Raw genomic sequence first — 23,708 nt, forward strand, 5'->3', positions numbered from 1 at the left:
TTGATAAGAAATTATATGCTCGAAAAGAAAAACGCCCTGAATCTTGCAGGGCGCTTTATGTGGCCTATTTGCAGCGACTATTCGTGACGCAAAGCTTGAATCGGGTCTAAACGTGCGGCGCGCTTAGCCGGCATATAGCCGAACAAGACGCCAATCCCCGCTGAGAAGAAGAAAGAGCCTAAGTTAATCGGTGCATTGAAGGTATACGGCACTTGCATTAAACCAGATAGAAAGTACGAAGCTAGCGTCGCTAAGATAATCCCAATCAAGCCGCCTAAGGCTGATAGCATCACGGCTTCGGTCAAAAACTGCATTAGCACTTCACGCTCCAAAGCACCAATCGCTAAGCGAATCCCAATTTCACGGGTGCGTTCAGTGACCGACACCAGCATGATATTCATAATCCCAATGCCACCGACTAATAAACTCACTGAAGCGACCGCACCTAAGAGTGTGGTCATAATTTTAGTGGTGCTAGACAAAGTATCGGCAAGCTGACGGGTATCCATTACATTGAAGTTATCATCCATGCCCTCATTAATCCGCCGACGTTCGCGTAAGAGCTGCACAATTTGCTCTTGAGCACTGGTGATGTCACTTTCGTTCTGCACTGAAACTTGAATCGTGGAAATATCCTGATTCCCCGTTAAGCGTCTTTGCACCGTGCGTAAAGGCATGACTAAGGTATCGTCTTGATCGCGCCCCATCGCGGCTTGACCTTTAGCGGCTAACACGCCAATGACTTCACAAGAGAAGTTTTTTACCCGCAGCATTTCACCTAAAGAATCTTGTGTGCCATACAATTGCTTATACAGCGTCGCGCCCAAAATACAGACTGAGGCTCCCACCTGCTCTTCTTGCTCGGTGAAACTCCGCCCAGAGGCTAATTTCCAATTACCAACCGTGAAGAAGTCATTGGTTGAGCCTGTCACACTGGTTGACCAGTTATTAGCCATTGAAACCACCGTCGCGGTGCGACTCACTTGCGGAGCAACTCCACTTAAGCCAGAGACATTGTGCCGAATTGCTTCAACATCCTCTAATTTAAAAGCTGGCGCACCGCCACCACCGCCCGGTGGCCCCATCATGCGTTGACCTGTACGAATCTGTAACAAATTACTGCCTAAACTGGAGACTTGATCTTTCACTGATTGGGTAGCGCCATTACCCAGCGTCACCATAGTGATAACCGCTGAAACCCCAATCACAATCCCTAAAATCGTCAAAAACGAGCGTAATAAATTACGGCGAATCTCACGCATGGCGAGTAGCAAACTATTCCAAAACATAGCCAATCCCCGCTTGCCGCTTATCTGCAGCGACATTGCCATCCACGAACGTCACCACACGTTTAGCATAATCCGCCATTTCCGGCTCATGCGTGACCATTAAAACAGTAATGCCTTGATCACGATTGAGGGAAACCAGTAATTCCATGATTTCATGGCTGCGTTTAGTATCTAAGTTACCAGTTGGCTCATCCGCTAGCAGCAAAACAGGATTGGTTACAATCGCGCGGGCAATCGCTACCCGTTGTTGTTGCCCACCGGACAATTCCGCTGGCGTGTGATCAGCCCAAGTGGTTAAACCCACTTTATCTAAAGCAGCACGCGCTGCCAGATGTCGATTTTTAGTAGACTCACCCCGATATAGCAGGGGTAATTCCACATTTTCCTGCGCTGAAGTACGCGCTAATAAATTGAAGCCCTGAAACACGAAACCAAAATAGTGGCGACGTAACAGCGCCCGTTGATTACGATCCAGTTGCTCGACTTGCACATCCCGAAAATGGTATTCACCGCTACTCGGCACATCTAAACAGCCCAGAATATTCATTGCGGTGGACTTACCCGAGCCACTTGGCCCCATCACCGCAACAAAGTCGCCCGCATCAATACTCAGATCAATGCCTTTTAAAGCTTGGAATTGTGCTTGCCCCTGACCATAGGTTTTCGTAATGCCACGTAGCTCAATTAGCCTTTCAGCAACACTAGTCATGGTTTATTCCCTGTGCTGGTACCAGTGATGACTAAAGCCCCTTCAGTCAGCTCATCGCCCGAAACTTCAGTCGATTTGCTATCGCTTAAACCAATTTTCACTTTTACCGCGGTGGGCTGACCGTCTTTGAGTATCCAAATCTCGCCCATACCACCTCGACGCCCCTGACCACGTCCTGAACCTTGACCCTGTCCTTGGCTACGTTGCCGAGTTTGTTGCATCGGTGGGCGTGGCATTAATTGCGCGACTAAGCCACCGGATTGCTGACCCGTACCTGCTGATTTAGCACTATCTTCCGGGCTAGCCGGTTTATAACGTAAAGCTGCTGTTGGCACTAACAACACATCTTTACGCGATTGCGTACTAATCGTTGCATTCGCAGTCATACCCGGACGCAAAGTTAAATCAGCATTTTCTACATTTAACTTAGTGAGATAAGACACCACGTTATCCGTCAAGGTTGAGCCTAAACTGACTAAAGTTATCGTGCCTTTATATTTCCGCCCCGGCCAAGCGTCCACAGTGAACTCTGCTTCCTGACCTTCTTTGACCTGCCCTACATTAGCTTCATCCACGCTGACCTGCAGCTCCATCTGCTTTAAGTCTTCTGCCAGTACAAATAGCGTAGGTGCAGACAAAGAAGCAGCAACCGTTTGTCCCGGCTCCACAGAGCGCGTTAAGACCACACCATCAATCGGTGAAGTAATTGTTGCTTTGGCTAAATCACTTTGGGCAGAACGTAAATTCGCTTGTGCTTCTTTCACACCTGCTTGTGCAGCTTCAAGTGCGGCTTGGGCACTTAACTTTTCAGCTTTAGTCGCAGCGGCACTGGCTTTCAAACCTGATACATTCGCACTGGAAGCCCCTGAGCCAGCTTTCGCAGATTCGACATTCGCTTGTGAAGCAGAAATACTTGCCCGAGCTGCTGCCGCATTTGCCCGTGAAGAATCTGCGCTAGATTTAGCTGCTTGTTCAGCCGCTTGAGTACGCTGTAAGGCAGCTTGGGCGGTATCTAATTCAGCTTTAGACGGTAATTTGCCACCACTGCTTTTGTATAAAGCTTGTAAACGCCCGAGATTCGCCCGCGCTTCAGCTGTACTAGCTTTAGCTTGCGCCAGCTGGGCTTCTGCACTTTGAATTTGTGCATTCGCTTGTTGGAGCTGCGCATTATTCTGCTGGACTTGTGCCCCCACCTGCTGAATCTGCGCACTAGATTGACGCTCACCCGCTTGTGCCTGCTGAATACTCGCTTCTGCTTTCAGAATATTCGCATCCGCTTGCGTCACTTGAGCTTTCGCCTGAGCAACTTTAGATTCAGCGGTGATTAGTGCCGCTTCTGCCTTGGTAATATTATCTTCCAACTGATCAGTATTGAGCTTAGCGAGTACTTGGCCTTTGGTGACAGTCGCATTCGCATCAACCAATACTTCAGACACTGTACCCGATTGCTCAGTACCAATATCCACCTGATTCATAGGCTGTAAATTGCCAGTCGCGGTCACAGTGATATTCAAATCACCACGCTTGACTGCTTCAGTTTGATAAGCCGGTGCTTCAGTTTTTACGCCGCCATTGGCTTGATATTGTTGAGAATACCAATAGCCACCGCCTCCTAAGGCTGCAAGAATCGCGAGCGTCACTAACGTCTTGCCAAAACCGCCCTTTTTACCCGCAGGCTTGCCCAAGACTGCTTTAACTGAATCATTGGTGGATGTTGTATTTGTCATGATTATTAACTACCAAGAGCCTCCCACGGCTTTATATAAGCTAATCAGCGCCAAACTATAATCAGCCTGTGCCGACAATAAGCTTTCCTGCGCGCTCAACACCGAGCGCTGTGCATCTAAAACATTTTGGAAATCTGCCGTCCCTGCGTTGTAGCTCAAACGTGCTAAATTCTCTGCACTGCGCGCTAATTGCAGGTTTTGCGCTAAAATCGGTTGTTGCTTTTGCAAGGCCGCAAGGGTGGCAAAGTTATTCGCCACATCTTGTAAAGCACTGAGTACGGTCTTTTGATACGCAGCAACGGCTTGCTCATAGGCCGCATCTCGCACGACCACTTGTTGCTTTAAGCGCCCACCATCAAATAGTGGCGCACTGATCGAGGCCAATAGCGAACGCGCTAAGCTATTAATATCCAATAAATCGCCTAGATTTTTGCCGCTCAGACTTAAAGAACCACCTAAATTAAAGCTCGGGTTGAGATTCGCTTTTGCCTCACCTACGCGCGCCCCTGCTGCTGCGACTCGATATTCAGCGGCTCGAATATCCGGACGTTGACGTAACGCATTGGCTGGAATTTCTGCACTTAAACGCCCAGTAGCATTTGGAATTGGTTTCGCCACTTTTAAACGTTGGTCTAAAGCCTCTGGGGTTTTGCCAGTGAGAACAGCCAAGGCATATTTAGAACGGGAAACTGCCCCTTCAAGCGCTGGAATCTGTGCTTGAGTCTGGCCTAAACTCAGTTTGGATTGCTCGACTTCTAAGCCACTGGTTAAACCAGCTTGCTGGCGTAAATTGGTCAGATTGACTGTTTCTTTGCGCGATTTGCTATTTTGCTGAGCAACGCCTAAACGGGCTTGTGCTAAACGCAAATTCACATAAGCACTGGCGACTTCGGCAGCTAAAGAGGCTTTCACATCTTCATAACTGGCTTCGGCGGCTTTCACGTCGCTTTGTGCGGCTGAATTCGCTAGACGATTCGCACCAAAGAAATCTAATTCCCAACTCGCATCCATCCCTGCCGAGAGGCTAGTTCCTGAACCGTTAGCGGTGCGTGCTGAACCACTAGAAGAAAGACTAGGGAATAAACTTGCCCCCGCAATGACACCTTGTGCGCGAGCCGCTTTCACACTCGCTTGGGCGGAAGCTAAATCAGGGTTCGCTTGCCAAGCTTCTTGAATCAAAGCCGTCATTAATGGGTCATTAAATTTTTGCCACCACGCCGCTTGAATTGGGGCACGATGGGTTGTTGCCGTAGTTAATTGCTTATTAGCGGTTTGTACGGCTGCATCAGGTGTCTTGTTGGTTTCAGTCATCGGCGCACAAGCCGCTAAAGCCAAACATACTGACACTATTAGCACCACTGGACGAAGTCGCAAACTCATAAACTTAACCGCCATTAAACTAGTTTTTAATGAGGCTTAGTCTGCCTGAGATTGCTGTAAAGGTGGGTTAGAGGAATGTAAAAGTATGTAAAGATGTATCTGCCTAAAATTATTTTAAATGGCTAAAGCGGGTCGTTAGCAGCCATGCTTATGTTCATTATTTTTGGCAAAAACGCCCCCAGCCCAATAATTTACTAGGCTGAAGGTTAAGAAACTTTGGGCAGGGCTTAAGCTTGGTGTTTACTCTTAGCTACATGCGTGGCAATCGCATCCATCAAAGCAGGTGACAAACAATCATAAGACTCTAAGCCTAGTTCGTGAATACGTCCACGAATGCTTCCCATCTCCGCTGGGTTAGTACCTGCTTCAATCAAGGACGACACAAAGGCTGCGAAATTCACCGGATCCCAACCCTTTTGATCGGATAACTCAGTATGAATAAAATCTAAGCCATAAAACGGATGGCTGGTATCTTCAATGCGTCCATACATGTGTGTGCCACAGTCTTGACAGGCATAGCGCTGAATCGTTTGACTCGGGTCAACAATACTCAGTTTGGACTCATTCGCAGTGACTTTAAGCTTATCTTTGCTAACTACCGCAACTTGTGAAAATAAAACCCCGTCAGGTTTCCAGCATTGAGTACAACCACAAATATGATTGTGAGCTGATTGTGCGGAAACCTGCACTTCAACTTTGTTAGTGGGACACAAACATTTCAAAGTACCACCACTAAAACCAGCGGCTGCTTTGGTGACTCCATTATCCACTTGTGGATGTAGTTTCACATGACTATAACGAATCGTGGGAGTGCTAGGTGGTGGGTTGTAAGTACTAGCTGGCGCAGGTGGCGCTTCTGGAGCTTGCCCAGCTAAAGCGGCTAATAAATTGCTGAAATAACTCATGATTCACTCTCCTCCCGGATTGAATAAAACCCTTACTCAAGCAATAGAACCTCAAAGGTGAGCACCTTTGATTAGAATAGAGTATAGACCTAATTTAGAATGAACATTCATTTCATTAGAAAAATAAGCGATGGTTTGCGTATAGTTTTAAAACAACCTCAACAGCTCAGGCTAGCCACTAGAAATTTTGCTTAAGGACAAAACAACTTTTCAAGTAAAATTAGCAACATGCCCATTACCCATTAACACTTAGGTCGCTGTCGCGTTTTAAGTAATCCACGCGGCTATCCAGACCGCCCCAATTTAAACTTTAACCCTAAGTTTATGTTGGAGGTTTAGTCTTAGCAGAAACTCTCAATAGCCCCCACCACAAACCAAGCAAAAATAAAGCAGGCAAGATCGCCGGAACACCGACCCAAATCTGACGAGGGTTAAGGGAATTAATCCACCAAAAACCAATACGATTCCAGCTGGATTGGATTTGTGGTTGTTTATGGGGACTGCGAAAGAAGGTACCTGCTGGGTCAAATACATCGTAGCTTCGTTTTGGGTCATAGGTCTGAAAGCTTTCACCCCATCCTATTAACAAAGCACCATTACCCGGCCACCACATACGATAATAGCGATAATTCACCTGTTCACCAAACACCTGCTCATTATCAATCCCGAGCGTGGAATAGCGTGTGTAACTTGATAAAGCCATCACAAATGAAGTAAGAGCTAAGAGACCTGTAACTGCAGTGAAGAAAGATTTTAAATAATGGGTTTTCATGGCAGGGAGTTAATCTATACTCTCTGCCCTGCTCGTCAAGTCTAAATTTATTTAAACCAGCACCGACTGATCACCGCATCCAACGACCATTGAGCTGGCCCAAAGATAAAAATCACCCAGAGCATCGTACCCCAAGTCACATGCTGCCAAAAGCCACCTGCCCCCTCAATTGACCATAAATAGGGATAAGAAATAACAGCCACTAGATTTAAGATAAATAAACCTAAGGCAGCGGGGCGCGTTAACAAACCCAGTACTAGCAAAACCGGCAACGCAAGCTCAGCACCAGTTGCCAAATAAGCAGCTAGTTCTGGTGATAATAGAGGAACGTGATACTCCGTTTCAAACAAGGACAGTGTACTAAACCAGCTTTCAATTTTGACTCGACCCGACTCAAAAAACATCCAAGCGACATACAAACGCAAGGCTAACAGGGTGAAAGGCTTTAGGAGCAAATCTAGCGGCCAACAATCGGCCATTAAAAATCCCGCTAGAGTAATCGGTTTCATAACTTGTCTCGCTTTATTAGTGTTGTGTTGCTTACTGCACTAATACGCGTAAAACTTTGGTTTGGATGCAAAAGATTGTTTGGTTGGCTGCGAGGCTATATCAAAAAAAGCTCTGAAATAGAGCCTTTTTTGTAGAGATTTAAGGAGAAATTATTTCAAGAAAATTTGCTGATAAGACTTGTAGTAAGCGCCCATTAACACCGGTAAAACGACTAGTAAACCAACTAACAAGGCCAATGCACCTATCGCGAACAAAATTATGGCCATTATACTGCAGAGTAGTAAAGGCAGGATATTATAAAAACAGGCTTTTTGGCTCATACCCATTGCCTTAAAAACTGGCACATTATTTAAGGCTACTAAAGGCGTAGCAAACCACAATAGCATCACTACCCAAGCAAAGTAGATAGCACCGATAATTACCATTCCCCAGAAATAAGTATTCGAATAAAGCTGTTCAATTTGGGTAGGATCAATAGACGCTAGGTTAGCAATGAGAAAATACATGCCAATTCCTATAGCAAATCCACCCACTGCACCGAGAGCGAGACTCAAAGCACTTATGCCTACTAGAGGTGCAAAATTAGTTTTAAAACCTTCAAACAGCATGGTGAATTCAACAGACCGTCCATTCTCAGCAGCCCGTCCTGCTATAAAGAAACCAGCCAAAAAAACACTCGACAATAGACTAGATGCTAATGAACCTATGATAGGAATAAAACCTAGGACAATGTTAATACCTAGCGCAGCTAGAATCATTAAGACCCAGATACCAAAATCCTCCTTAACCAAACGCCAGCCTTGCACTAGCCAAGTAATACTAGAACCCGCTCCAACTGCACGTGGTTCTGCCATTAACTGCCCCGAAGACTTTGGCTGCTCAGGCATTCTCACATTGGAACTGGGGGGGGAGTAGGGATTGACAGCTTCACTCATTTTTAAAATCCTTATTATATTGTTATACAGAGGTTTTATTTTTTATAAACGCCTCTATAGCTTACAAAAAATCGGACTTAGGCTGAAAGGAAGTCTAGATAGAAGGAGTAGCTAACCCAGTGCCGCCTATTTGTTACTTAAAATGCATAGCAGATAGTCAAAATCTTATTGCAAAAACAACGCTTGGTAACTCTTATACAGACTCACATATAACAGCGGCACAACGATTAATAAACCCAAAAATAAAGGCACAGCCCCTAAAAAAATTAAAATAGCCGCGAAGATGGCGAATACGAATAAACTGAAAAAATTACGTAGGGAAGCTGTCCAGCTTAATTTTAAAGCTTCGGCAATCGGCAAATGGTGGAGGGTGACTAAAGGGATAGCTAACCAAATTAAAAAAGTTAGAATGAAGAAGGCGAGAAAGAGCAAGAAACCCGCAATGAATAAAAATACGATCAATAAACCGGCATACTGATCTTCAGGGTTGGGGCTAGCACCAGTCACCACTGCAACTACCACTGCACTCGACATAAACACGATGACCAAGGCAAGAAAAATTACAAAGTTCAGTAGCCCTAAAATAGCTAATGGGGAAAGTTTAGTTTGAAAGCCTGCAAACAAACTTTCGAAAGCTAGAGGCTGCCCTTTTTCAGCGGCTTGTATACCAAGTAACAATCCACCTGTAAAAACGGGCATTAGAATACCCAGGATCAAACTCCCCACTAAAGGAATAAAAACTGCTATCAACTCAAAGGCCAATAAAGTTAAGGTAATTAAAACCCAAATACCTAAATCCTTTTTCACCAAAGGCCAACTCTGCAGCAACCAACCCATACCTGCCCCCACCGATACAGAACGTGGTGTTGCTAATAACTCCCCCACTACGAGAGGTTTAGCTAATTTCACATTGGCTTGCGGTGGTGCATAGGGGTTGGTGTTTTCATTCATGGTGATAACCTCTGTTCTGTAAGGTGATTAGCCCTCCAACTTCAACGAGCTGGTATTCCTAATAAACTTAGACAAGATACAACCATTAAGTATCCAAAATTTAATTTTTTATTTAGGGATCACTGTTGAGTGATAAGGTTTTCGTTGCTTAGCTTCCGTTAAACTAAAGCTCAAGCACTTATTTAGTTTAGATTACAAAGCATGAGTATCAAGCAAACACAAGTCACTGGCGTCATTCTCGCAGGCGGACAAGGTAGGCGTATGGGTGGCGTAGATAAGGGGCTAATCGAATGGCAAGGTCGGCCATTCATTGAACATCTGCTTGCTGCATTGCAAGCACAAGTGGACGCTATCATCATCAATGCCAATCGCAATCAGGCGATTTATCAAAGCTATGGTTTTCCAGTTATTAGTGACCAAGCCCCTGATTATCAAGGCCCTTTAGCCGGTCTAGCAGCCGCTATGCATACTGTAAAAACGCTATATATTCTCACGATTCCCTGCGATAGTTTTTATCTTGCACCTGATTTTGCGGCGCGTATGTTGCAGGTTTTGAACACCACACAAGCAGAATTAGTCATTGCACATGATGGTGAGCAACTACAGCCTACTTATGCTTTAGTTCCTATCACTTTGCTATCAAACTTGGAGGCTTTTTTGGCACGGGGTGAGCGTAAATTACGCGCTTGGTATGCAGAACAGCGCATGGCTACCGTCAACTGTAGTGATATTGCTATCATGTTTAAGAATATAAATACGCCTGTCCACTATCAAGCACTACAAGAAGGCCGCCTATGAGTTCAAAATCTATTCCGATTCTTGGTATTTGCGCATGGAGCGGCACAGGCAAAACCACTTTGATTACGACGCTCATTCCGTTGTTACGCGCTCAAGGTTTACGCGTGGCAGTCATCAAACATGCGCATCATACAGTTGAACTTGACCAACCTGGCAAAGATACCTTTCGTTTTCAAACCGCTGGTGCTGAGCAAGTCATTTTAGCCTCTCAGAAAACGCGGGCAGTGCTCTTTGAACAGAGTGAAGCCACTGAAGTTTCCTTAAAATCTGCTTTAGCGCTGGTCAATCAAAACGCTATTGATCTGATTCTAGTGGAAGGCTTCAAACACGAAACTCTACCGAAAATTGAACTTCACCGCCCTGCCCTTGGTAACCCGTTACTCTTTCCAAATGATCCACAAATTATTGCGATTGCGAGTGATACTCCGCTTGAACTAGAAAATGAGCGCATCACCCAACTCGATTTGCAGCAGCCCGCGATGATTGCACAGTTTATTTTGGAAAGGATGGTCAGGCATCACTCTTTACCTGTTACTGAGCTACGTACTGCCCCAAGCTGTGCCGATGCGCGTGAGCCATCAAGCCTTTCCTTGGTGGAAGCACAAGCCCGCATTATGGCAGCGATGACACCCATCAAAACCGTGATCAAGCAATCTCTGCGTTTAGCCTTAGGCCAAATACTGGCTGAAAACGTGATTTCCCCTATCAATGTACCAGCTCATACGAACTCTGCTATGGATGGTTATGCGCTGGCGAGTTCTGCTTTGCCAACCAATGCCATCAAGAGCTTGCCCATTGCAGGGACGGCCTTCGCGGGTCATCCCTTTGAAGCTGAATGCCCTGCGGGTTCTTGCATCCGCATTATGACGGGGGCACCCATGCCCTTGGGTACGGATACGGTAGTCATGCAAGAACATACTGAACTGGTGAACGAGTACATGGTACGAATCGGTACTGGACACCAGCAAGGCCAAAATGTGCGGTATGAAGGTGAGGATATTGCTCAAGGCCAAGCTATTCTGGAAGCAGGTCGACGTTTAATTCCAGCAGATTTAGGCTTGCTCGCCTCCTTAGGGATCGCTGAAGTTAAAGTCTATCGAACCCCTCGTGTGGCCTTTTTCTCAACTGGCGATGAGTTGCGTTCCATTGGCGAATCTTTAGATAAAGGCTGCGTGTATGACAGTAATCGCTACACCTTGTTTGGGATGCTCAAAAACTTAGGCCTAGATGTAGTGGATTTAGGCGTGGTCAAGGATGAACCGGAAGCTTTACAAGCTGCCTTCAAAATGGCGGCTGAGAGTGCTGATGTAGTGATTACTTCAGGGGGCGTTTCGGTGGGAGAAGCGGACTATACCAAACATATTCTCGATCAATTAGGCGAAATTAGTTTTTGGAAAATAGCGATTAAACCCGGTCGACCCCTCGCCTTTGGTCGCTTAGGTGAAACGCTGTTTTTTGGTTTGCCTGGCAATCCAGTCGCGGTGATGGTGACCTTCCAGCAAATTGTGCAACCAGCTTTACTGTATTTAGCCGGAGAAACCGAGTATCAACCTTTGGTTGTACAAGCACGCTCCGCACAAAAGCTTAAAAAGAAACCAGGGCGCACTGAGTTCTTACGAGCTATTTACGAGCAAGATCCAGCTGGTGGACTGACGGTACGCACAACTGGGGCACAAGGCTCGGGCATTTTGATGTCGATGAGTCGAGCTAATTGCTACATTATTTTGGATGAAGCAAATGCGGGCGTGGAGCAAGGGGACTGGGTAAAAGTGCAGCCTTTTAGATCTTAAAAGACTGCACTTTAAGCACTTAAGCGAGTTTAGCTTGTAAGAAACTAAGAATCTCAGCGCTTGGCACTTGCTCAGCCTCACCGCCTTTACGCGCTTTGTACTCTAAGCTGCCTGCTTGCAAACCACGATCAGAAATCACCACGCGATGCGGAATCCCCATTAACTCATGATCAGCAAACATCGCACCAGGGCGCATATCACGATCATCGAGCAGTACTTCAATCCCTGCTGCCTGCAATTGAGTATGTAAAGCTTCGGCAGCTTGCGCGACTGCTTCGGATTTACGCATATTCAAGGGCACAATTGACACTTGGAAAGGTGCCATCGCTTTTGGCCAGAGAATCCCTGCTTCGTCGTAGTTTTGCTCAATCGCAGCAGCCACTACGCGCGTGACCCCAATGCCATAGCAACCCATAATCATGGTTTGTGCTTTGCCATTTTCATCCAGCACAGTGGCATTCATGGTCTCAGAATATTTCTTGCCGAGTTGGAACACATGCCCCACTTCAATCCCGCGCACAATCGACAAAGTACCTTTACCATCAGGACTTGGGTCGCCTGCTTTTACATTCCGCAAATCGGCAACACGTGGCAGTGGTAAATCACGCCCCCAATTCACCCCAAAAAAGTGATAATCCTCGATATTCGCACCTGCGCCAAAATCACTCATTGCAGCTACGGTACGATCCGCAATCACTGGAATCGGGCAATTCACTGGGCCTAAAGAACCGGGGCCTGCACCCATGATGGAGCGGACTTCCTCTTCCGTTGCCATACGCAAAGGTGCGGCAACTTCGGGCTGTTGCTCGGCTTTAATTTCATTCAATTCGTGATCGCCACGAACCAATAAAGCGACAAACTTGGCACCGCTTTCTGCAGAGGCTTCGACGATTAAAGTTTTAATGGTCTTCTCAACGGGTAACTTGAAATTATCCACCAGCGCCTGAATCGTTTTGGTATTCGGGGTATGTACTTGATGCATCTCTTGACTCGGTGCAGGACGCACACCAGCAGGGGCTAAAGCCTCAGCCTTTTCAATATTGGCGGCGTAATCACTACCATCTGAAAACACAATATCATCTTCACCAGAAGATGCTAGTACATGGAACTCATGCGAGCCGCTGCCACCGATTGAACCATTATCCGCAGCGACTGGGCGGAAACTTAAACCTAAACGTTCAAAAATACGGCAATAGGCCGCATACATTTTGTCATAAGTTTCTTGTAAAGATTCTTGGGTCAAGTGGAAGGAATAGGCATCCTTCATAATAAATTCACGCGAACGCATCACCCCAAAACGTGGGCGGATTTCGTCACGGAATTTAGTTTGAATTTGGTAATAATTGACCGGTAGTTGCTTATAACTATTCAACTCTTTACGCATTAAATCAGTAATGATTTCTTCATGGGTTGGCCCCACACAGAACTCACGATCATGCCGATCTTTAACCCGCAATAATTCAGGGCCATATTGCTCCCAACGACCCGATTCTTGCCAAAGCTCGGCCGGTTGGATGGCTGGCATCAAGACTTCAATAGCTCCGGCATTATCCATCTCCTCACGCACAATCGCTTCGACCTTACGCAAGACCCGTAAGCCATACGGCATCCAAGTATAAAGCCCAGAAGCCGTGCGCCGAATCAGGCCAGCACGCAGCATCAGTTGATGGCTAATGACTTCAGCATCAGCAGGCGTCTCACGTAGAGTGGACAAAGGAAATTGAGATACACGCATCGACTTAAAATCCGTTATTAAATGCAGCAAAAAACAAAACCGCAGAAGGCGGTTGGAGTGGAAACATAATAGCGCGGAATCGGTGAGCTGTCAGCGCGTAGACCTTGGATTCCAGCCAAAAACCCAAAACGCTGATCTTAGCGACCCCTACCGCCTATCCAGATTTTTCATACACCCGCTCTACAGATAAATTTAAAGCTAATTTAATTAGCTAAGCTTAAAAACCAAGGGATTTAAAAAAATAGGCACTATAACCATGCAACTAGCTGGAATTTCTACGAAGAAGGATATATATCCCACTAAGGGACTGCCCCCCCCCAACAATCACTGGTTGACAATTTCACTAGCTTTTTACAAAAACCAGTGGAAAGTATTATAAAGCCCTTACTCGATGCTACGATAAAATCGGTTGAAGCTTCAGATGCGACTGCCGAGCTATAGGCAAAAATTGATAATGCTGCTGGTAGTATAAACATCACCAACACCCACCTATCCGGTGTAGCCGATGGTATTAGCATTAGTAGCCATAAACCTTTAGAGCAGACTCCGAATCAAAAAATTAATATCGATAATAATACGATTGAAAATATCCAGCGTGATGGGATTATCTTGAAAAATATTGGTCAGTACACGATTAGTAGCAACCATATTCATAGTATTCACCCAAACTATGAACCCATCCCTTATGAGAAACTAACAAAGACCAGCAATGCACCTGATGCAGCAGTTACCTTGCCTGATGGTACCTTAGCCCAACATGCAGATGGTATCCAAGTCACGAATGCGAAAGGTGGCAGCATTCGTGATAATGATCTAAGAATAGGTAATGGTACTTGGTATCAGGCGATTAATGTACATCATGAAGCGGATAGTCCTTATCGAAACGTATCCCCTAAAGCGCCTAAAGACAAGCAACCGATACCCGTGTCGATTGTTAATAACACCATTGAGAATGGTCATGATTTTGCGATTAATGCGCAGCATTATTCAATGATTGACGCAGAAAAAACAAAAAACACGTTAACAACAGTTGATACTGACAACAGAAAATTTTCAAAACAAATGGATATAAAAATCAAGAAGCTCGAAAAATGATTAAACTTATTGTTTTATTGACATTGCTATTAATAAGCAATTCGATATCTGCTTCATCTCAATGTTCATCTATTCAGGTATTAACCACTCGATACCCTTATGAATACAATACTCCCACTCAAAAGGTTGTTGAGTTACAAACCTATACGAGACATTTAGAAACAGAAAAACATTATCCATTCCCTCTTAGCCGTGAGCAAAGCCGACAATATCTAATAGAATTATTAGATACAACACCCATTGAAAAAATTGATCCGGCTATTCTAGTCTATGCAATCGGCATGTGTGATTTCGAAAATATTAATCTCTATCTTAATCATGGGCTTTCTCTAAAATGCTACACTCAGGAAGGACACGCCAATATGCTTGGTTTTCTTACCCATTGCCGCGTTCAAAGCGAGGCTAAACGCAATCAAGTCTTAGAACGACTTTTACAAGCAGGCGCTAATCCCAATGAAGGCAAGAAAGACCTCGAACGCGATGCAGCGGGTAGCTACCCTATTGCGGAAGCTAATGAAGCTTGTGATGCCAGTATGTTAGATATACTCCTCAAATATGGAGCGAACCCCAACCTTAAAACTAAAGGGGAAGAATATTTCCCCATCCTCAACATCTGTAGTGGTCGCAACTACTCTGGTTTAGGACTCCCCCCCGACTTGGAGTATCCCCCTACACCAACAATGCCTTTAGATCATATTTTGCAAAGCCTCCTTGATCATGGCGCTGATCCTAACACGATTTATATCACCGATGATCAACGTAATTATGCGACTCAAGATCGAGGTAAAATTCTGAAAATTGCCTGCTCTGGTAAAGACGAAAAAGCCAAGAGTGTTTATGATCTCTATGCGAAAGAATTTGAAGAAGCTAAAACGGCGGGTGATCCAGTACAAATGGCTAACTTTCAGCGCTTATTTGATGTCTTAGTGAAGCATGAGGCTAGACCCTTGGTTGACCTTTGCCAAAGTTTAAAGGGCAAGTATTAAACATCTTGCTCCAAAGTTTGTACCATCTCCGGCGGTAGCAGAGTTTTAGCAGCGGCTACCTTAGAGTTCACCTTATTTTTTCTATCGCGAACATACCCAGCAGTTCCATTCTTCTAATCAATGTTTGCTCTTGAAATTCCCAAGCTTGCCCATATTACTTGACTAAATCAGTAGGAGTTACAGCGGGTAGCTCCACATAATACTTACAGTGAGAACCAGTAATGTCATCCCGTCCTATTCATTTGATGTGGGTCGAGGCTTGTGAACTGCTCTCCGAAGCTGAACGTTTACAGCGGCAATTCTTTCGACCCATTAATGCCGTGCGTCAGCCGAGTTGGGAGCCACCAATTGATTTATTTGAAACACCGGAAGCCTTGTATCTAACTATTGCTTTGCCAGGTGTTGATGCGCAGCGCATTGAGGTCTATCTCAATGGCGGCAGCTTAGTAGTAAGTGGCTTTCGCCCCTTACCCTCTTTAGCTCGAGCCGCGCAAATTCATCGTTTGGAATTGCCTTATGGGCGTTTTGAACGGCGTATTATCTTGCCTGCAGGACGCTATGAACTCGTCACTCATCAGCTTCAGCATGGTTGTCTGCAAATCAATTTACGTAAACTAGGAGCCTAAGCCATGACTGAAGAAATAAAAGCCGTACAGGCCGGCCTTAAGCTGCCTGAAGATGTATTAGTGATTTTACCAACCCGCAATGTCGTACTGTTTCCTGGCATCATCGCCCCGATTACTTTGGGACGCGAAACCACGATTAGTGCCGTGCAAGAAGCCATGCGCAGCAATCGGCGCGTTGGTTTAATGCTCCAACGCAATCCCAATGATGATGAACCCAGCGCAGACGAGTTGTATACGGTAGGAACACTGGTCAATGTCTTGCGCTATGTCACTACTCAAGAAGGTACTCACCATTTAGTCGTACAAGGCGAAGAACGTTTTAAAGTACAGCACTATCTCCACGATGAGCCGTATTTGACGGCAAAGGTAAGTTTAATGCCCGATCCTAAATCCGATGATCTCGAACTCGAAGCGCGGCGGCGTTATTTGCAAGGTTTAGCAATTGATGTGGCTAAACTATTACCGCAATTGCCGAGCGATGTGATTCAAACCCTACAAAATATTAGTGATGCGGGTGCTTTGGCAGATTTAATTGCCAATTTTATGGATATGACTCCAGCGGAAAAACAGCAACTTTTAGAGGTGACTGATCTAAACGAGCGTTTAGAGAGGGTTTCAGAATTACTGCGTAAACAACATGAAGTGCTGAAAATTACCCGTGAAATCGACAGTAAAGCCAAAGCATCGATGGATGAACGTCAGCGCGAATATATGTTGCGTGAGCAAATGAAAGCGATTCGTAAGCAATTGGGCGAAGACGACAACCATAGTGCTGAACTTGAGGAATTACGCAGTGCTTTAGAGGAGGCGAAGCTCCCCAAAGAAGTGGATGAACATGCACGCAAGGAATTACGTCGCTTAGAGCAAATGCAAGATTCCTCCGGCGAATACTCAATGGTACGCACCTATTTAGATTGGATTGCGCAATTACCGTGGAGCAAAGTCGATGAAGAAAATATTGATATTGCTAAAGCACGGCAGGTTCTGGATGACGAGCATTTTGGCCTAGAAAAAGTCAAACAGCGCATTTTGGAATACTTAGCAGTACGCAAACTGAATCCGCAAGGACGTAGCCCGATTCTATGTTTTGTAGGGCCTCCTGGCGTGGGTAAAACCTCGATGGGGCAAAGTATTGCCCATGCAATGGGCTTGAAATTTGTGCGTGGTAGCCTCGGTGGGGTGCATGATGAGGCGGAAATTCGTGGACATCGGCGTACTTACTTAGGGGCTTTGCCGGGCAATATTATTCAAGGCTTACGCAAAGCAGGTACGCGCAATCCCGTCTTTATGTTGGATGAGATAGATAAATTAGGCGGTGGTGGTTATCACGGTGATCCTTCAGCAGCTTTGTTAGAAGTACTCGACCCCGAGCAAAACAATACCTTCCGTGATAATTATCTGGCGCAACCCTTTGATTTAAGCCAAGTGGTCTTTATCGCCACGGCCAATGTATTGGACTCGATTCCAGGGCCTTTGCGGGATCGGATGGAAATTATTGAATTACCTGGCTATACCGAAGAGGAAAAAGTCCAAATTGCCAAGCGCTATCTGGTCAAACGTCAACTGGAGGCCAATGGCTTAAAACCAGAACAAGTGACTGTCACTGACGCAGCCTTACACAGTGTGATAGGTGACTACACACGCGAAGCTGGAGTGCGTAGCTTAGATCGAAAAATTAGTGCTTTGCTGCGCCGTGTTGCGATGCAAATCGCTGAAGGTGCTGCAAGCCCGATTCAAATTGATGAGCCAGAAGTGCTCAGCATTTTGGGTGCGAAGCGTTTTGAAAGCGAAGTGGCAATGCGTACCAGTATTCCGGGGGTAGCAACTGGCTTGGCATGGACGCCCGTGGGTGGTGATATTCTCTTTATTGAGACGACCAAAATGCCTGGTCACGGTAAGTTGATCATTACCGGACAATTAGGTGAGGTAATGAAGGAAAGTGCACAAGCCGCCTTGAGTTTAGTGAAATCGCGTGCACAAAGTTTAGGGATTGATTCTAAGCTATTCGATGAGCACGACATTCACTTACACGTACCTGCTGGTGCTATCCCCAAAGATGGCCCTAGTGCTGGGGTGGCAATGTTCACGTCCTTAGTTTCACTGTTAACTGGCCGATGTGTGCGCAGCGATGTCGCCATGACGGGTGAAATCAGCCTACGAGGTTTGGTATTACCGATTGGTGGAGTGAAGGAGAAATGCTTAGCCGCCTTACGCGCAGGCATTCATACCGTATTGCTGCCTGCGCGTAACCGTAAAGATATTGAAGATGTGCCAGAAAATGCCCGCAAACAACTGCAATTTATCTTTATGGAAAAGGTGGAGGATGCAATGGCCACAGCCTTAGATTGTGCAGCGAATGAGCTTTCTATTGCTGCCTAATCACTCAATTTCATTTGCATGAGCTTTGCTCTCACTGAAATTCCCTAGCCTGCGGGCTAGGGTCTTTTTCAAGCAAACTGGATATGATGAACTTGTTGTCTGCCTTGTTGACGATCCGCTAGAAATAGTTCTAAATTTCTTTGTACCGACTGGAAAGCTAACTCACTCCAAGGGATTTCTGCTTCCTGAAATAAGCGCACTTCTAAACTCTCAACCCCAGCACCATAAGCCTCATTAGCTAATTCTGCACAATAAATCACATGCACATGATTCGCATGCGGCACATCCACCACACTAAACAAACGTTGATTGGTTAGCTCCACTTGTGCTTCCTCTTGAGCTTCACGAGCGGCGGCTTGGGCTGAAGTTTCCGCATTTTCCATAAAGCCTGCTGGATATGTCCATAAACCATAACGCGGCTCAATGGCACGGCGGCACAATAAAATCTGCTCACCCTGTGTAACAATCACGCCAGTAATAATTTTGGGATTTTGATAATGAATCGTGCCACAAGCCGTGCAGACATGACGCAGACGATCTTCACCTTCAGGAATTTTTAAACTAACGCTAGCTCCACAAGCGCTACAGAATTTCATATTCAACCCTCAACACCAATGTAGTCTGCATTTTAGCGCGTTTTCAGCTTTGCTAACTTTATCCTTAGAAAATCCATTAGTTAAAGACACATTTGTCTCGAACTATTAAATCTGCCACAGACTCTAAGCAATAACTTTAGCTTTATCCACGGTATGCGTTGCCATGAAACTTCTGCCAATCAGTCTCAGCTTCACTATCGTTGCTTTATTACTGACAGCTTGTGAGCGCTTGCCGATGGAAGAAGAGTTCGCCCTGCATTACTTCACTAGTACTGAAGGCAGCTATACCGATATTAAGCTAGAACAAGGACAACTGACTTATACCTATTTTGAAGACACTGAGAACCGCTGTGCTCAATGGTTTAAAAGCACGCCCTGCTGGACTCAAGCCGATTTAAAAACCGTAACTGCACCTTTAGATGCAGAAACGGAAAAGGCCTTGCGTAATCTAGTGAATGAACAAAAACTGCTAGAAGCCAAAGCTGTACCTGCTGCGCTAAAAACTGCACAAGGCCAAGCTAGCCCAGAGCGAGCTTATAGTGAAAAACTAGATATTCGTTTAGGTCAGAATGAGCAGCAATTAGTCTATCTCAGTCGCCCAGATGCACCGCCGAAACCTGAATCGTTTCAGCAAATTGAACAAGTTTTACAAGCTGCGGTGCAGAAGCTAAAAATCCCGACTACTTAAACAGCAGCCAGGATTTTAACTAGGATTGACTTAATCTCAACTATTAGGGTTTAGCAATAACGCTGGTGACTAGAGTTAAAGTAGTTGAACTATTTCCCCCTAAAGACGGAATGCTCCAAACCCCATTCACAAAAGTACCTACTGCCGGAGTTGCTGTTACTAAACTTAATTGAGAAGGTAAAAGGTCAGTTACCTGAATCGCATTAGCAGTAGTTCCTGAGTTATTACTTAGGGTTATGGTGAAGATGACCGTTTCACCTAGCTTAGCCATCGGCTTATCAATGGTTTTGCTTAACTCTAAATCCACCAAAGATAGTGCCTTAAAGCCAAAATCCACAGAGTGATCATTTGTACTTTCAGTGGTAGTAATTTGGCTAATCGCATGAGCACCTAATAAGCTAGCATCAGAATCACGCTCTACATTGCTGTTTTGTTTAGTAGTTGTCAGCAACATTGATTGTAGAGGGGCTTGTTGAGAACCCCCTTCTGCATTCCGAATCACGACTTGATAGTTGGTATTAGGCTGAACTGAGCTTAAGCCAAATTTATGGCTGGTGCTACTGGCGCGACCGCCTTGGATATCGGCTACATTAAAACCACCATCTGCTCCTGTGGTATCATTGGGCGCATTATTTCCGCTAGTAGGATAACCGCGCATGTCATTGGAGAAGATGTAATACCCTTGTGCATCGGTAATGGCTGTGGCTAAGGGTGTAACAGTATCAATATCCACTTTTTCAGCAAAGAGTTCAACTTTAACACCGGCTAACGGTTCTTCACCTTCATCTTGTAGACCATTGCCATTCGTGTCTTTCCAGACACGGTTGCCGATTTCCACAGGTGGCGTATCGCATAGAACCTCTAGATCACCTAAAGAGGCATTTTTACCATTAATAGGCATGTTGTCAGGATAGCTGCTGTCAAAGGGGCCAATACCACCAAACAAACCATAAGAGCGCTTACGTTGTCCTGCTGTTGCAACATCACCTAAGCCCACATCTAACCAAGCTACTCCCCCTTGATAGAGACTAAAAGGATCAGCTACGGTATGTGCAGCTTCTAAGAAACCAGGTACTTGGGCAGCCCCCCCAAAACTTGTATTTGGATAAGAAGTATTCTGATCAGCTGGCCATTCTTGATAAAAATAGCGCCCTCCGCCTAGACCTAGTCCATCACCTGCGCCCTTAGTCGTAACGCCACCACAGGAGCCATTGTTTTCCAGTGTCCATGTATGAGTAGCAGCATCTTGCACACAAGCACGAAACACCTGTCCATAACCAGCACTGAGTGTCTTATCTGTGTGATAGGCCGGGTCATATGGAAATACGGCGCGAGTCGCAATCGTCATATTACCTTTGCTATCAAACACAATATCGGAGATGGCAAGGCTCTGGTAACCATAGCCTAGATTGATTGAGATAGGATCAATAGTAGGTAAAGTCGGGCTTAGTGAGGTATAGCCAACAATAGGCGCGGAGTCAAATTGCTTCGTGTTTAAGTCAAAGCGAAAAATATTATGGGCATTATCCCCACCAATACTGCAACTGCTACCGACATATAAATTATTTTGGTATTCCCCTAAGCCAAATACTAAATATCTTCCCCATGCGCAGCCTGCAGGCGTAGGAATATCATAACTACTAATTAAACTAGCATCCGCAGCAGTTAGGGGTGTATCACGTAAGGGTAGGATATAGAGTTTCCGATTTGCCATATTGGTAACATATAACCACTTGCCATCATTTGAGACATCTAAGTCACCAAAAGCGGTCTTACCCACTGCACTTGAAATTTGCGGTTGTTGACCATCGCGCTCTGTATTACCAGATGAAACATAAGAACCTTTAGGCTTGGTGCTATCACTACCATCAGCAATTTGGACATAACCGGGGTCAGTGCTGCTAAAGACACCGGTTAAATAAGGATCAGCCCCTGCTGTGGGTATAGCCGGTGGTATAGTCGGAAAAATAGCATTTAAATCGGCATAAATACTGGTGCTTGGATTATTAGGGTCAGTGACATCAATCCGGTAGATTGCCCCTGTTCCACCAGGGCCAAAGCCAGTAAATGCTTTCATGTAGGCTGCTGCAAATAAACTTTTGGAAGCTGCATGCCAACCCAAACCAAAAATGCTCCCTACGTCCTTCGCTAAGGCTAAATCGTTAATTGCAGGATCTGCATTGGCTAACACGGGTGCATTAAAGCCAGCGGGCTGGGTTTTCGGCTCACCGGCTGTACCACTATTGTAAGGGAAGGCGAAAATATTAGTGACGCTATTATTTCCTGCATAAGGAGCATTGGGTGTCTGCTGCCCATAGGCATAGCGACTGGTAGCTAAGTCTGGATTATTCTGGCAATAGCTTAAGCTCTTTTTAACCGTAAATTGCACATTGCTGGCGTTGGGACTAACGAATTGAGTCAGTACATTCGCATCGCCTGTACTTTGCGAACCTACCGTATAATCAGTAGCTAGACCACTTAGATTCAGTAAGCAGTTCTGTGCTCCATCTATGGCATTGGGGGTGGCAATAGTAAATTGTCCTTGGGCATCACTAACTGCACTAAAGTTGCTAGAGCCACTGCTGGTAACACAGGTTGCTTGCACGCTCACTCCACTGACACCTTGGTCGACTGCGGTGCTAATCGACATATTATCAGCGAAGTTTCGGATTGTGCCGCTCTTATCTAAATTACCATTTAAGTTGTAGTCAGTAAAAACTTGGCCAGAAATATCTGCTTGAACTGCAACTCCACCTAGTAGTAAATACCCCAGTATCAGCTGTAAACCTATTTTTCTTTTCATTATCTTCCAACAGCAGCTAGTAATAGTTTATGTTTTTAAAAGCCCAAACAAATCAGAGAGTATTCAATCTATACCTTTACACTTGTAAATATACCTACCTATGGGTGGTATTAGCTGGCAATCCACTATCTATTTTTATTTGGGTGTGCTGCCAAGCCCAAGAAAATAACAGGTGTATTTAGAATGTAATCTGAATGAAACTTTAAGACTCCTGTTTAGATCTATTTATAAACGGCTGGTCGTTTAGCTTATAGCAAACTCAGGTAGGCTATAATGGGCAGGCAAACCAAAATGCGCAGGATATTCCACATAGACAAAATACAAACCGGAGGCGGCGGCTGTCATCCCAGCCAAAGTGCGGTCACGCTGAACCAATAGTTCAGCCATCCACTCGATCTTTTGTTCACCACTCCCCACTTCAAGCAAAGAACCCACAATATTCCGTACCATATGATGCAGAAAAGCATTGGCGACAATGTCGATATAAATGAAATCGTCTTGGCGACTGACTTGCAGGCTACGAATTTCGCGGCGCGCATGAGTGGCCTGACAGCCCGATGCACGGAAACTAGAAAAATCATGTTCACCGACTAAAGCCTGAGCAGCTAAGTGCATCGCGTCGGCATCTAAAGCATGGTGATACCAAGCCACCTTATTTTTTAAAATCGCAGGTTTAGCCCAACGGTTTTGGATCACATAGCGATAGCGTCGTGAAATTGCTGAAAAGCGGGCATGAAAATCATCTGCAACTGGCTGCACCCAACGCAAAGCAATACCATCCGGTAGTTTGACATTCGAACCAAATAACCAGCCACGCATAGGCCGCTCAGCACTCGTTTCAAAATGAATGACCTGCCCATTGGCATGCACACCGCTATCGGTACGCCCTGCACAGATGACATCAATCTTTTCATTAGCCACTTCTGAAAGGGCCTTCTCAACCGAAGTTTGGACGGTACTCGCATGGCTTAAACGTTGCCAGCCGCAAAATGCGGTTCCATCATATTCTACACAAGCAGCTAATTTCATTAGGA

General features: G+C 45.4%; 20 protein-coding genes. 7 read left to right on the forward strand and 13 right to left on the reverse strand.

Annotated features, from left to right (window positions below):
- Window positions 1-77: 77 nt before the first annotated feature.
- The 9 genes from Q0230_RS11260 to Q0230_RS11300 form a co-directional block, all read right to left on the reverse strand.
- Complete coding sequence (locus Q0230_RS11260) at window positions 78-1,289, reverse strand: ABC transporter permease (RefSeq protein ID WP_298610131.1); 1,212 nt, start codon at window positions 1,287-1,289, stop codon at window positions 78-80.
- Window positions 1,276-1,998 carry an ABC transporter ATP-binding protein gene (locus tag Q0230_RS11265; protein ID WP_298610132.1) on the reverse strand — a complete coding sequence of 241 codons (723 nt, stop codon included), beginning with the start codon at window positions 1,996-1,998 and terminating at the stop codon, window positions 1,276-1,278. The genes Q0230_RS11260 and Q0230_RS11265 overlap by 14 nt, the downstream gene beginning before the upstream one ends.
- Complete coding sequence (locus Q0230_RS11270) at window positions 1,995-3,725, reverse strand: efflux RND transporter periplasmic adaptor subunit (RefSeq protein ID WP_298610133.1); 1,731 nt, start codon at window positions 3,723-3,725, stop codon at window positions 1,995-1,997. The genes Q0230_RS11265 and Q0230_RS11270 overlap by 4 nt, the downstream gene beginning before the upstream one ends.
- Before the next feature lie 9 nt (window positions 3,726-3,734).
- On the reverse strand, window positions 3,735-5,105 hold the full coding sequence (locus tag Q0230_RS11275; RefSeq protein WP_298610135.1) for an efflux transporter outer membrane subunit: 1,371 nt from the start codon (window positions 5,103-5,105) through the stop codon (window positions 3,735-3,737).
- A gap of 227 nt (window positions 5,106-5,332) precedes the next feature.
- Window positions 5,333-6,010, reverse strand: coding sequence for an S-(hydroxymethyl)glutathione synthase (gfa, locus tag Q0230_RS11280; RefSeq protein ID WP_298610136.1), 678 nt, complete (start codon window positions 6,008-6,010; stop codon window positions 5,333-5,335).
- Between the two features lie 322 nt (window positions 6,011-6,332).
- Window positions 6,333-6,782, reverse strand: a complete 450-nt coding sequence (locus tag Q0230_RS11285) for a hypothetical protein (protein ID WP_298610137.1) — start codon at window positions 6,780-6,782, stop codon at window positions 6,333-6,335.
- Window positions 6,783-6,829: 47 nt separating this feature from the next.
- Window positions 6,830-7,291, reverse strand: a complete 462-nt coding sequence (locus tag Q0230_RS11290) for a DoxX family protein (RefSeq protein ID WP_298610138.1) — start codon at window positions 7,289-7,291, stop codon at window positions 6,830-6,832.
- A 150-nt stretch (window positions 7,292-7,441) separates the two neighbouring features.
- The gene (locus Q0230_RS11295; RefSeq protein WP_298610139.1) at window positions 7,442-8,227 is read right to left on the reverse strand and encodes a BPSS1780 family membrane protein; all 786 of its coding nucleotides are present in this window, start codon (window positions 8,225-8,227) and stop codon (window positions 7,442-7,444) included.
- Window positions 8,228-8,392: 165 nt separating this feature from the next.
- The gene (locus Q0230_RS11300) at window positions 8,393-9,178 is read right to left on the reverse strand and encodes a BPSS1780 family membrane protein (protein WP_298610140.1); all 786 of its coding nucleotides are present in this window, start codon (window positions 9,176-9,178) and stop codon (window positions 8,393-8,395) included.
- 201 nt (window positions 9,179-9,379) lie between these two features.
- Here Q0230_RS11300 and mobA point away from each other — a divergent pair, with 201 nt between their 5' ends.
- Window positions 9,380-9,976: a molybdenum cofactor guanylyltransferase MobA gene (gene mobA / locus Q0230_RS11305; RefSeq protein WP_298610141.1), complete on the forward strand. Its 597-nt coding sequence runs from the start codon at window positions 9,380-9,382 to the stop codon at window positions 9,974-9,976.
- On the forward strand, window positions 9,973-11,766 hold the full coding sequence (locus Q0230_RS11310) for a bifunctional molybdopterin-guanine dinucleotide biosynthesis adaptor protein MobB/molybdopterin molybdotransferase MoeA (protein ID WP_298610142.1): 1,794 nt from the start codon (window positions 9,973-9,975) through the stop codon (window positions 11,764-11,766). Before mobA ends, Q0230_RS11310 begins: the two co-directional genes overlap by 4 nt.
- 19 nt (window positions 11,767-11,785) lie before the next feature.
- Here Q0230_RS11310 and Q0230_RS11315 read toward each other — a convergent pair whose 3' ends face one another.
- Entirely contained in the window at window positions 11,786-13,501 is a 1,716-nt protein-coding gene (locus Q0230_RS11315; RefSeq protein ID WP_298610143.1) for a proline--tRNA ligase, read from the reverse strand.
- A gap of 609 nt (window positions 13,502-14,110) precedes the next feature.
- On the opposite strand from Q0230_RS11315, the gene Q0230_RS11320 reads away from it, so the two are divergent.
- The 4 genes from Q0230_RS11320 (at window position 14,111) to lon (ending at window position 18,587) form a co-directional block, all read left to right on the forward strand.
- Window positions 14,111-14,596, forward strand: coding sequence for a hypothetical protein (locus tag Q0230_RS11320; RefSeq protein WP_298610144.1), 486 nt, complete (start codon window positions 14,111-14,113; stop codon window positions 14,594-14,596).
- A gap of 362 nt (window positions 14,597-14,958) precedes the next feature.
- On the forward strand, window positions 14,959-15,582 hold the full coding sequence (locus tag Q0230_RS11325) for a hypothetical protein (RefSeq protein ID WP_298610145.1): 624 nt from the start codon (window positions 14,959-14,961) through the stop codon (window positions 15,580-15,582).
- Window positions 15,583-15,803: 221 nt separating this feature from the next.
- Window positions 15,804-16,208, forward strand: coding sequence for an Hsp20/alpha crystallin family protein (locus tag Q0230_RS11330; protein ID WP_298610146.1), 405 nt, complete (start codon window positions 15,804-15,806; stop codon window positions 16,206-16,208).
- Between the two features lie 3 nt (window positions 16,209-16,211).
- Window positions 16,212-18,587, forward strand: coding sequence for an endopeptidase La (lon, locus tag Q0230_RS11335; RefSeq protein WP_298610147.1), 2,376 nt, complete (start codon window positions 16,212-16,214; stop codon window positions 18,585-18,587).
- A gap of 68 nt (window positions 18,588-18,655) precedes the next feature.
- Here lon and Q0230_RS11340 read toward each other — a convergent pair whose 3' ends face one another.
- Entirely contained in the window at window positions 18,656-19,183 is a 528-nt protein-coding gene (locus Q0230_RS11340) for an NUDIX hydrolase (RefSeq protein ID WP_298610148.1), read from the reverse strand.
- A 163-nt stretch (window positions 19,184-19,346) separates the two neighbouring features.
- Between Q0230_RS11340 and Q0230_RS11345 the strand changes: the two genes are divergently transcribed.
- Complete coding sequence (locus tag Q0230_RS11345; protein ID WP_298610149.1) at window positions 19,347-19,871, forward strand: hypothetical protein; 525 nt, start codon at window positions 19,347-19,349, stop codon at window positions 19,869-19,871.
- A gap of 43 nt (window positions 19,872-19,914) precedes the next feature.
- Here Q0230_RS11345 and Q0230_RS11350 read toward each other — a convergent pair whose 3' ends face one another.
- Window positions 19,915-22,674, reverse strand: coding sequence for an SdrD B-like domain-containing protein (locus Q0230_RS11350; RefSeq protein WP_298610150.1), 2,760 nt, complete (start codon window positions 22,672-22,674; stop codon window positions 19,915-19,917).
- 243 nt (window positions 22,675-22,917) lie between these two features.
- On the reverse strand, window positions 22,918-23,703 hold the full coding sequence (truA, locus tag Q0230_RS11355; protein WP_298610151.1) for a tRNA pseudouridine(38-40) synthase TruA: 786 nt from the start codon (window positions 23,701-23,703) through the stop codon (window positions 22,918-22,920).
- Window positions 23,704-23,708 lie beyond the last annotated feature (5 nt).

The sequence above is a fragment of the uncultured Thiothrix sp. genome, from assembly GCF_937876535.1.
GTDB lineage: Bacteria > Pseudomonadota > Gammaproteobacteria > Thiotrichales > Thiotrichaceae > Thiolinea.

Coding starts and splice junctions, on each gene's coding strand:
- gfa (WP_298610136.1), bottom strand. CDS start 6,010: ATGAGTTATTTCAGCAATTTATTAGCCGCTTTAGCTGGGCAAGCTCCA.
- Q0230_RS11285 (WP_298610137.1), bottom strand. CDS start 6,782: ATGAAAACCCATTATTTAAAATCTTTCTTCACTGCAGTTACAGGTCTC.
- Q0230_RS11275 (WP_298610135.1), bottom strand. CDS start 5,105: ATGAGTTTGCGACTTCGTCCAGTGGTGCTAATAGTGTCAGTATGTTTG.
- Q0230_RS11260 (WP_298610131.1), bottom strand. CDS start 1,289: ATGTTTTGGAATAGTTTGCTACTCGCCATGCGTGAGATTCGCCGTAAT.
- Q0230_RS11345 (WP_298610149.1), top strand. CDS start 19,347: ATGAAACTTCTGCCAATCAGTCTCAGCTTCACTATCGTTGCTTTATTA.
- mobA (WP_298610141.1), top strand. CDS start 9,380: ATGAGTATCAAGCAAACACAAGTCACTGGCGTCATTCTCGCAGGCGGA.
- Q0230_RS11340 (WP_298610148.1), bottom strand. CDS start 19,183: ATGAAATTCTGTAGCGCTTGTGGAGCTAGCGTTAGTTTAAAAATTCCT.
- Q0230_RS11290 (WP_298610138.1), bottom strand. CDS start 7,291: ATGAAACCGATTACTCTAGCGGGATTTTTAATGGCCGATTGTTGGCCG.
- Q0230_RS11310 (WP_298610142.1), top strand. CDS start 9,973: ATGAGTTCAAAATCTATTCCGATTCTTGGTATTTGCGCATGGAGCGGC.
- Q0230_RS11270 (WP_298610133.1), bottom strand. CDS start 3,725: ATGACAAATACAACATCCACCAATGATTCAGTTAAAGCAGTCTTGGGC.
- Q0230_RS11300 (WP_298610140.1), bottom strand. CDS start 9,178: ATGAATGAAAACACCAACCCCTATGCACCACCGCAAGCCAATGTGAAA.
- Q0230_RS11265 (WP_298610132.1), bottom strand. CDS start 1,998: ATGACTAGTGTTGCTGAAAGGCTAATTGAGCTACGTGGCATTACGAAA.
- lon (WP_298610147.1), top strand. CDS start 16,212: ATGACTGAAGAAATAAAAGCCGTACAGGCCGGCCTTAAGCTGCCTGAA.
- Q0230_RS11315 (WP_298610143.1), bottom strand. CDS start 13,501: ATGCGTGTATCTCAATTTCCTTTGTCCACTCTACGTGAGACGCCTGCT.
- truA (WP_298610151.1), bottom strand. CDS start 23,703: ATGAAATTAGCTGCTTGTGTAGAATATGATGGAACCGCATTTTGCGGC.
- Q0230_RS11325 (WP_298610145.1), top strand. CDS start 14,959: ATGCTTGGTTTTCTTACCCATTGCCGCGTTCAAAGCGAGGCTAAACGC.
- Q0230_RS11350 (WP_298610150.1), bottom strand. CDS start 22,674: ATGAAAAGAAAAATAGGTTTACAGCTGATACTGGGGTATTTACTACTA.
- Q0230_RS11295 (WP_298610139.1), bottom strand. CDS start 8,227: ATGAGTGAAGCTGTCAATCCCTACTCCCCCCCCAGTTCCAATGTGAGA.
- Q0230_RS11330 (WP_298610146.1), top strand. CDS start 15,804: ATGTCATCCCGTCCTATTCATTTGATGTGGGTCGAGGCTTGTGAACTG.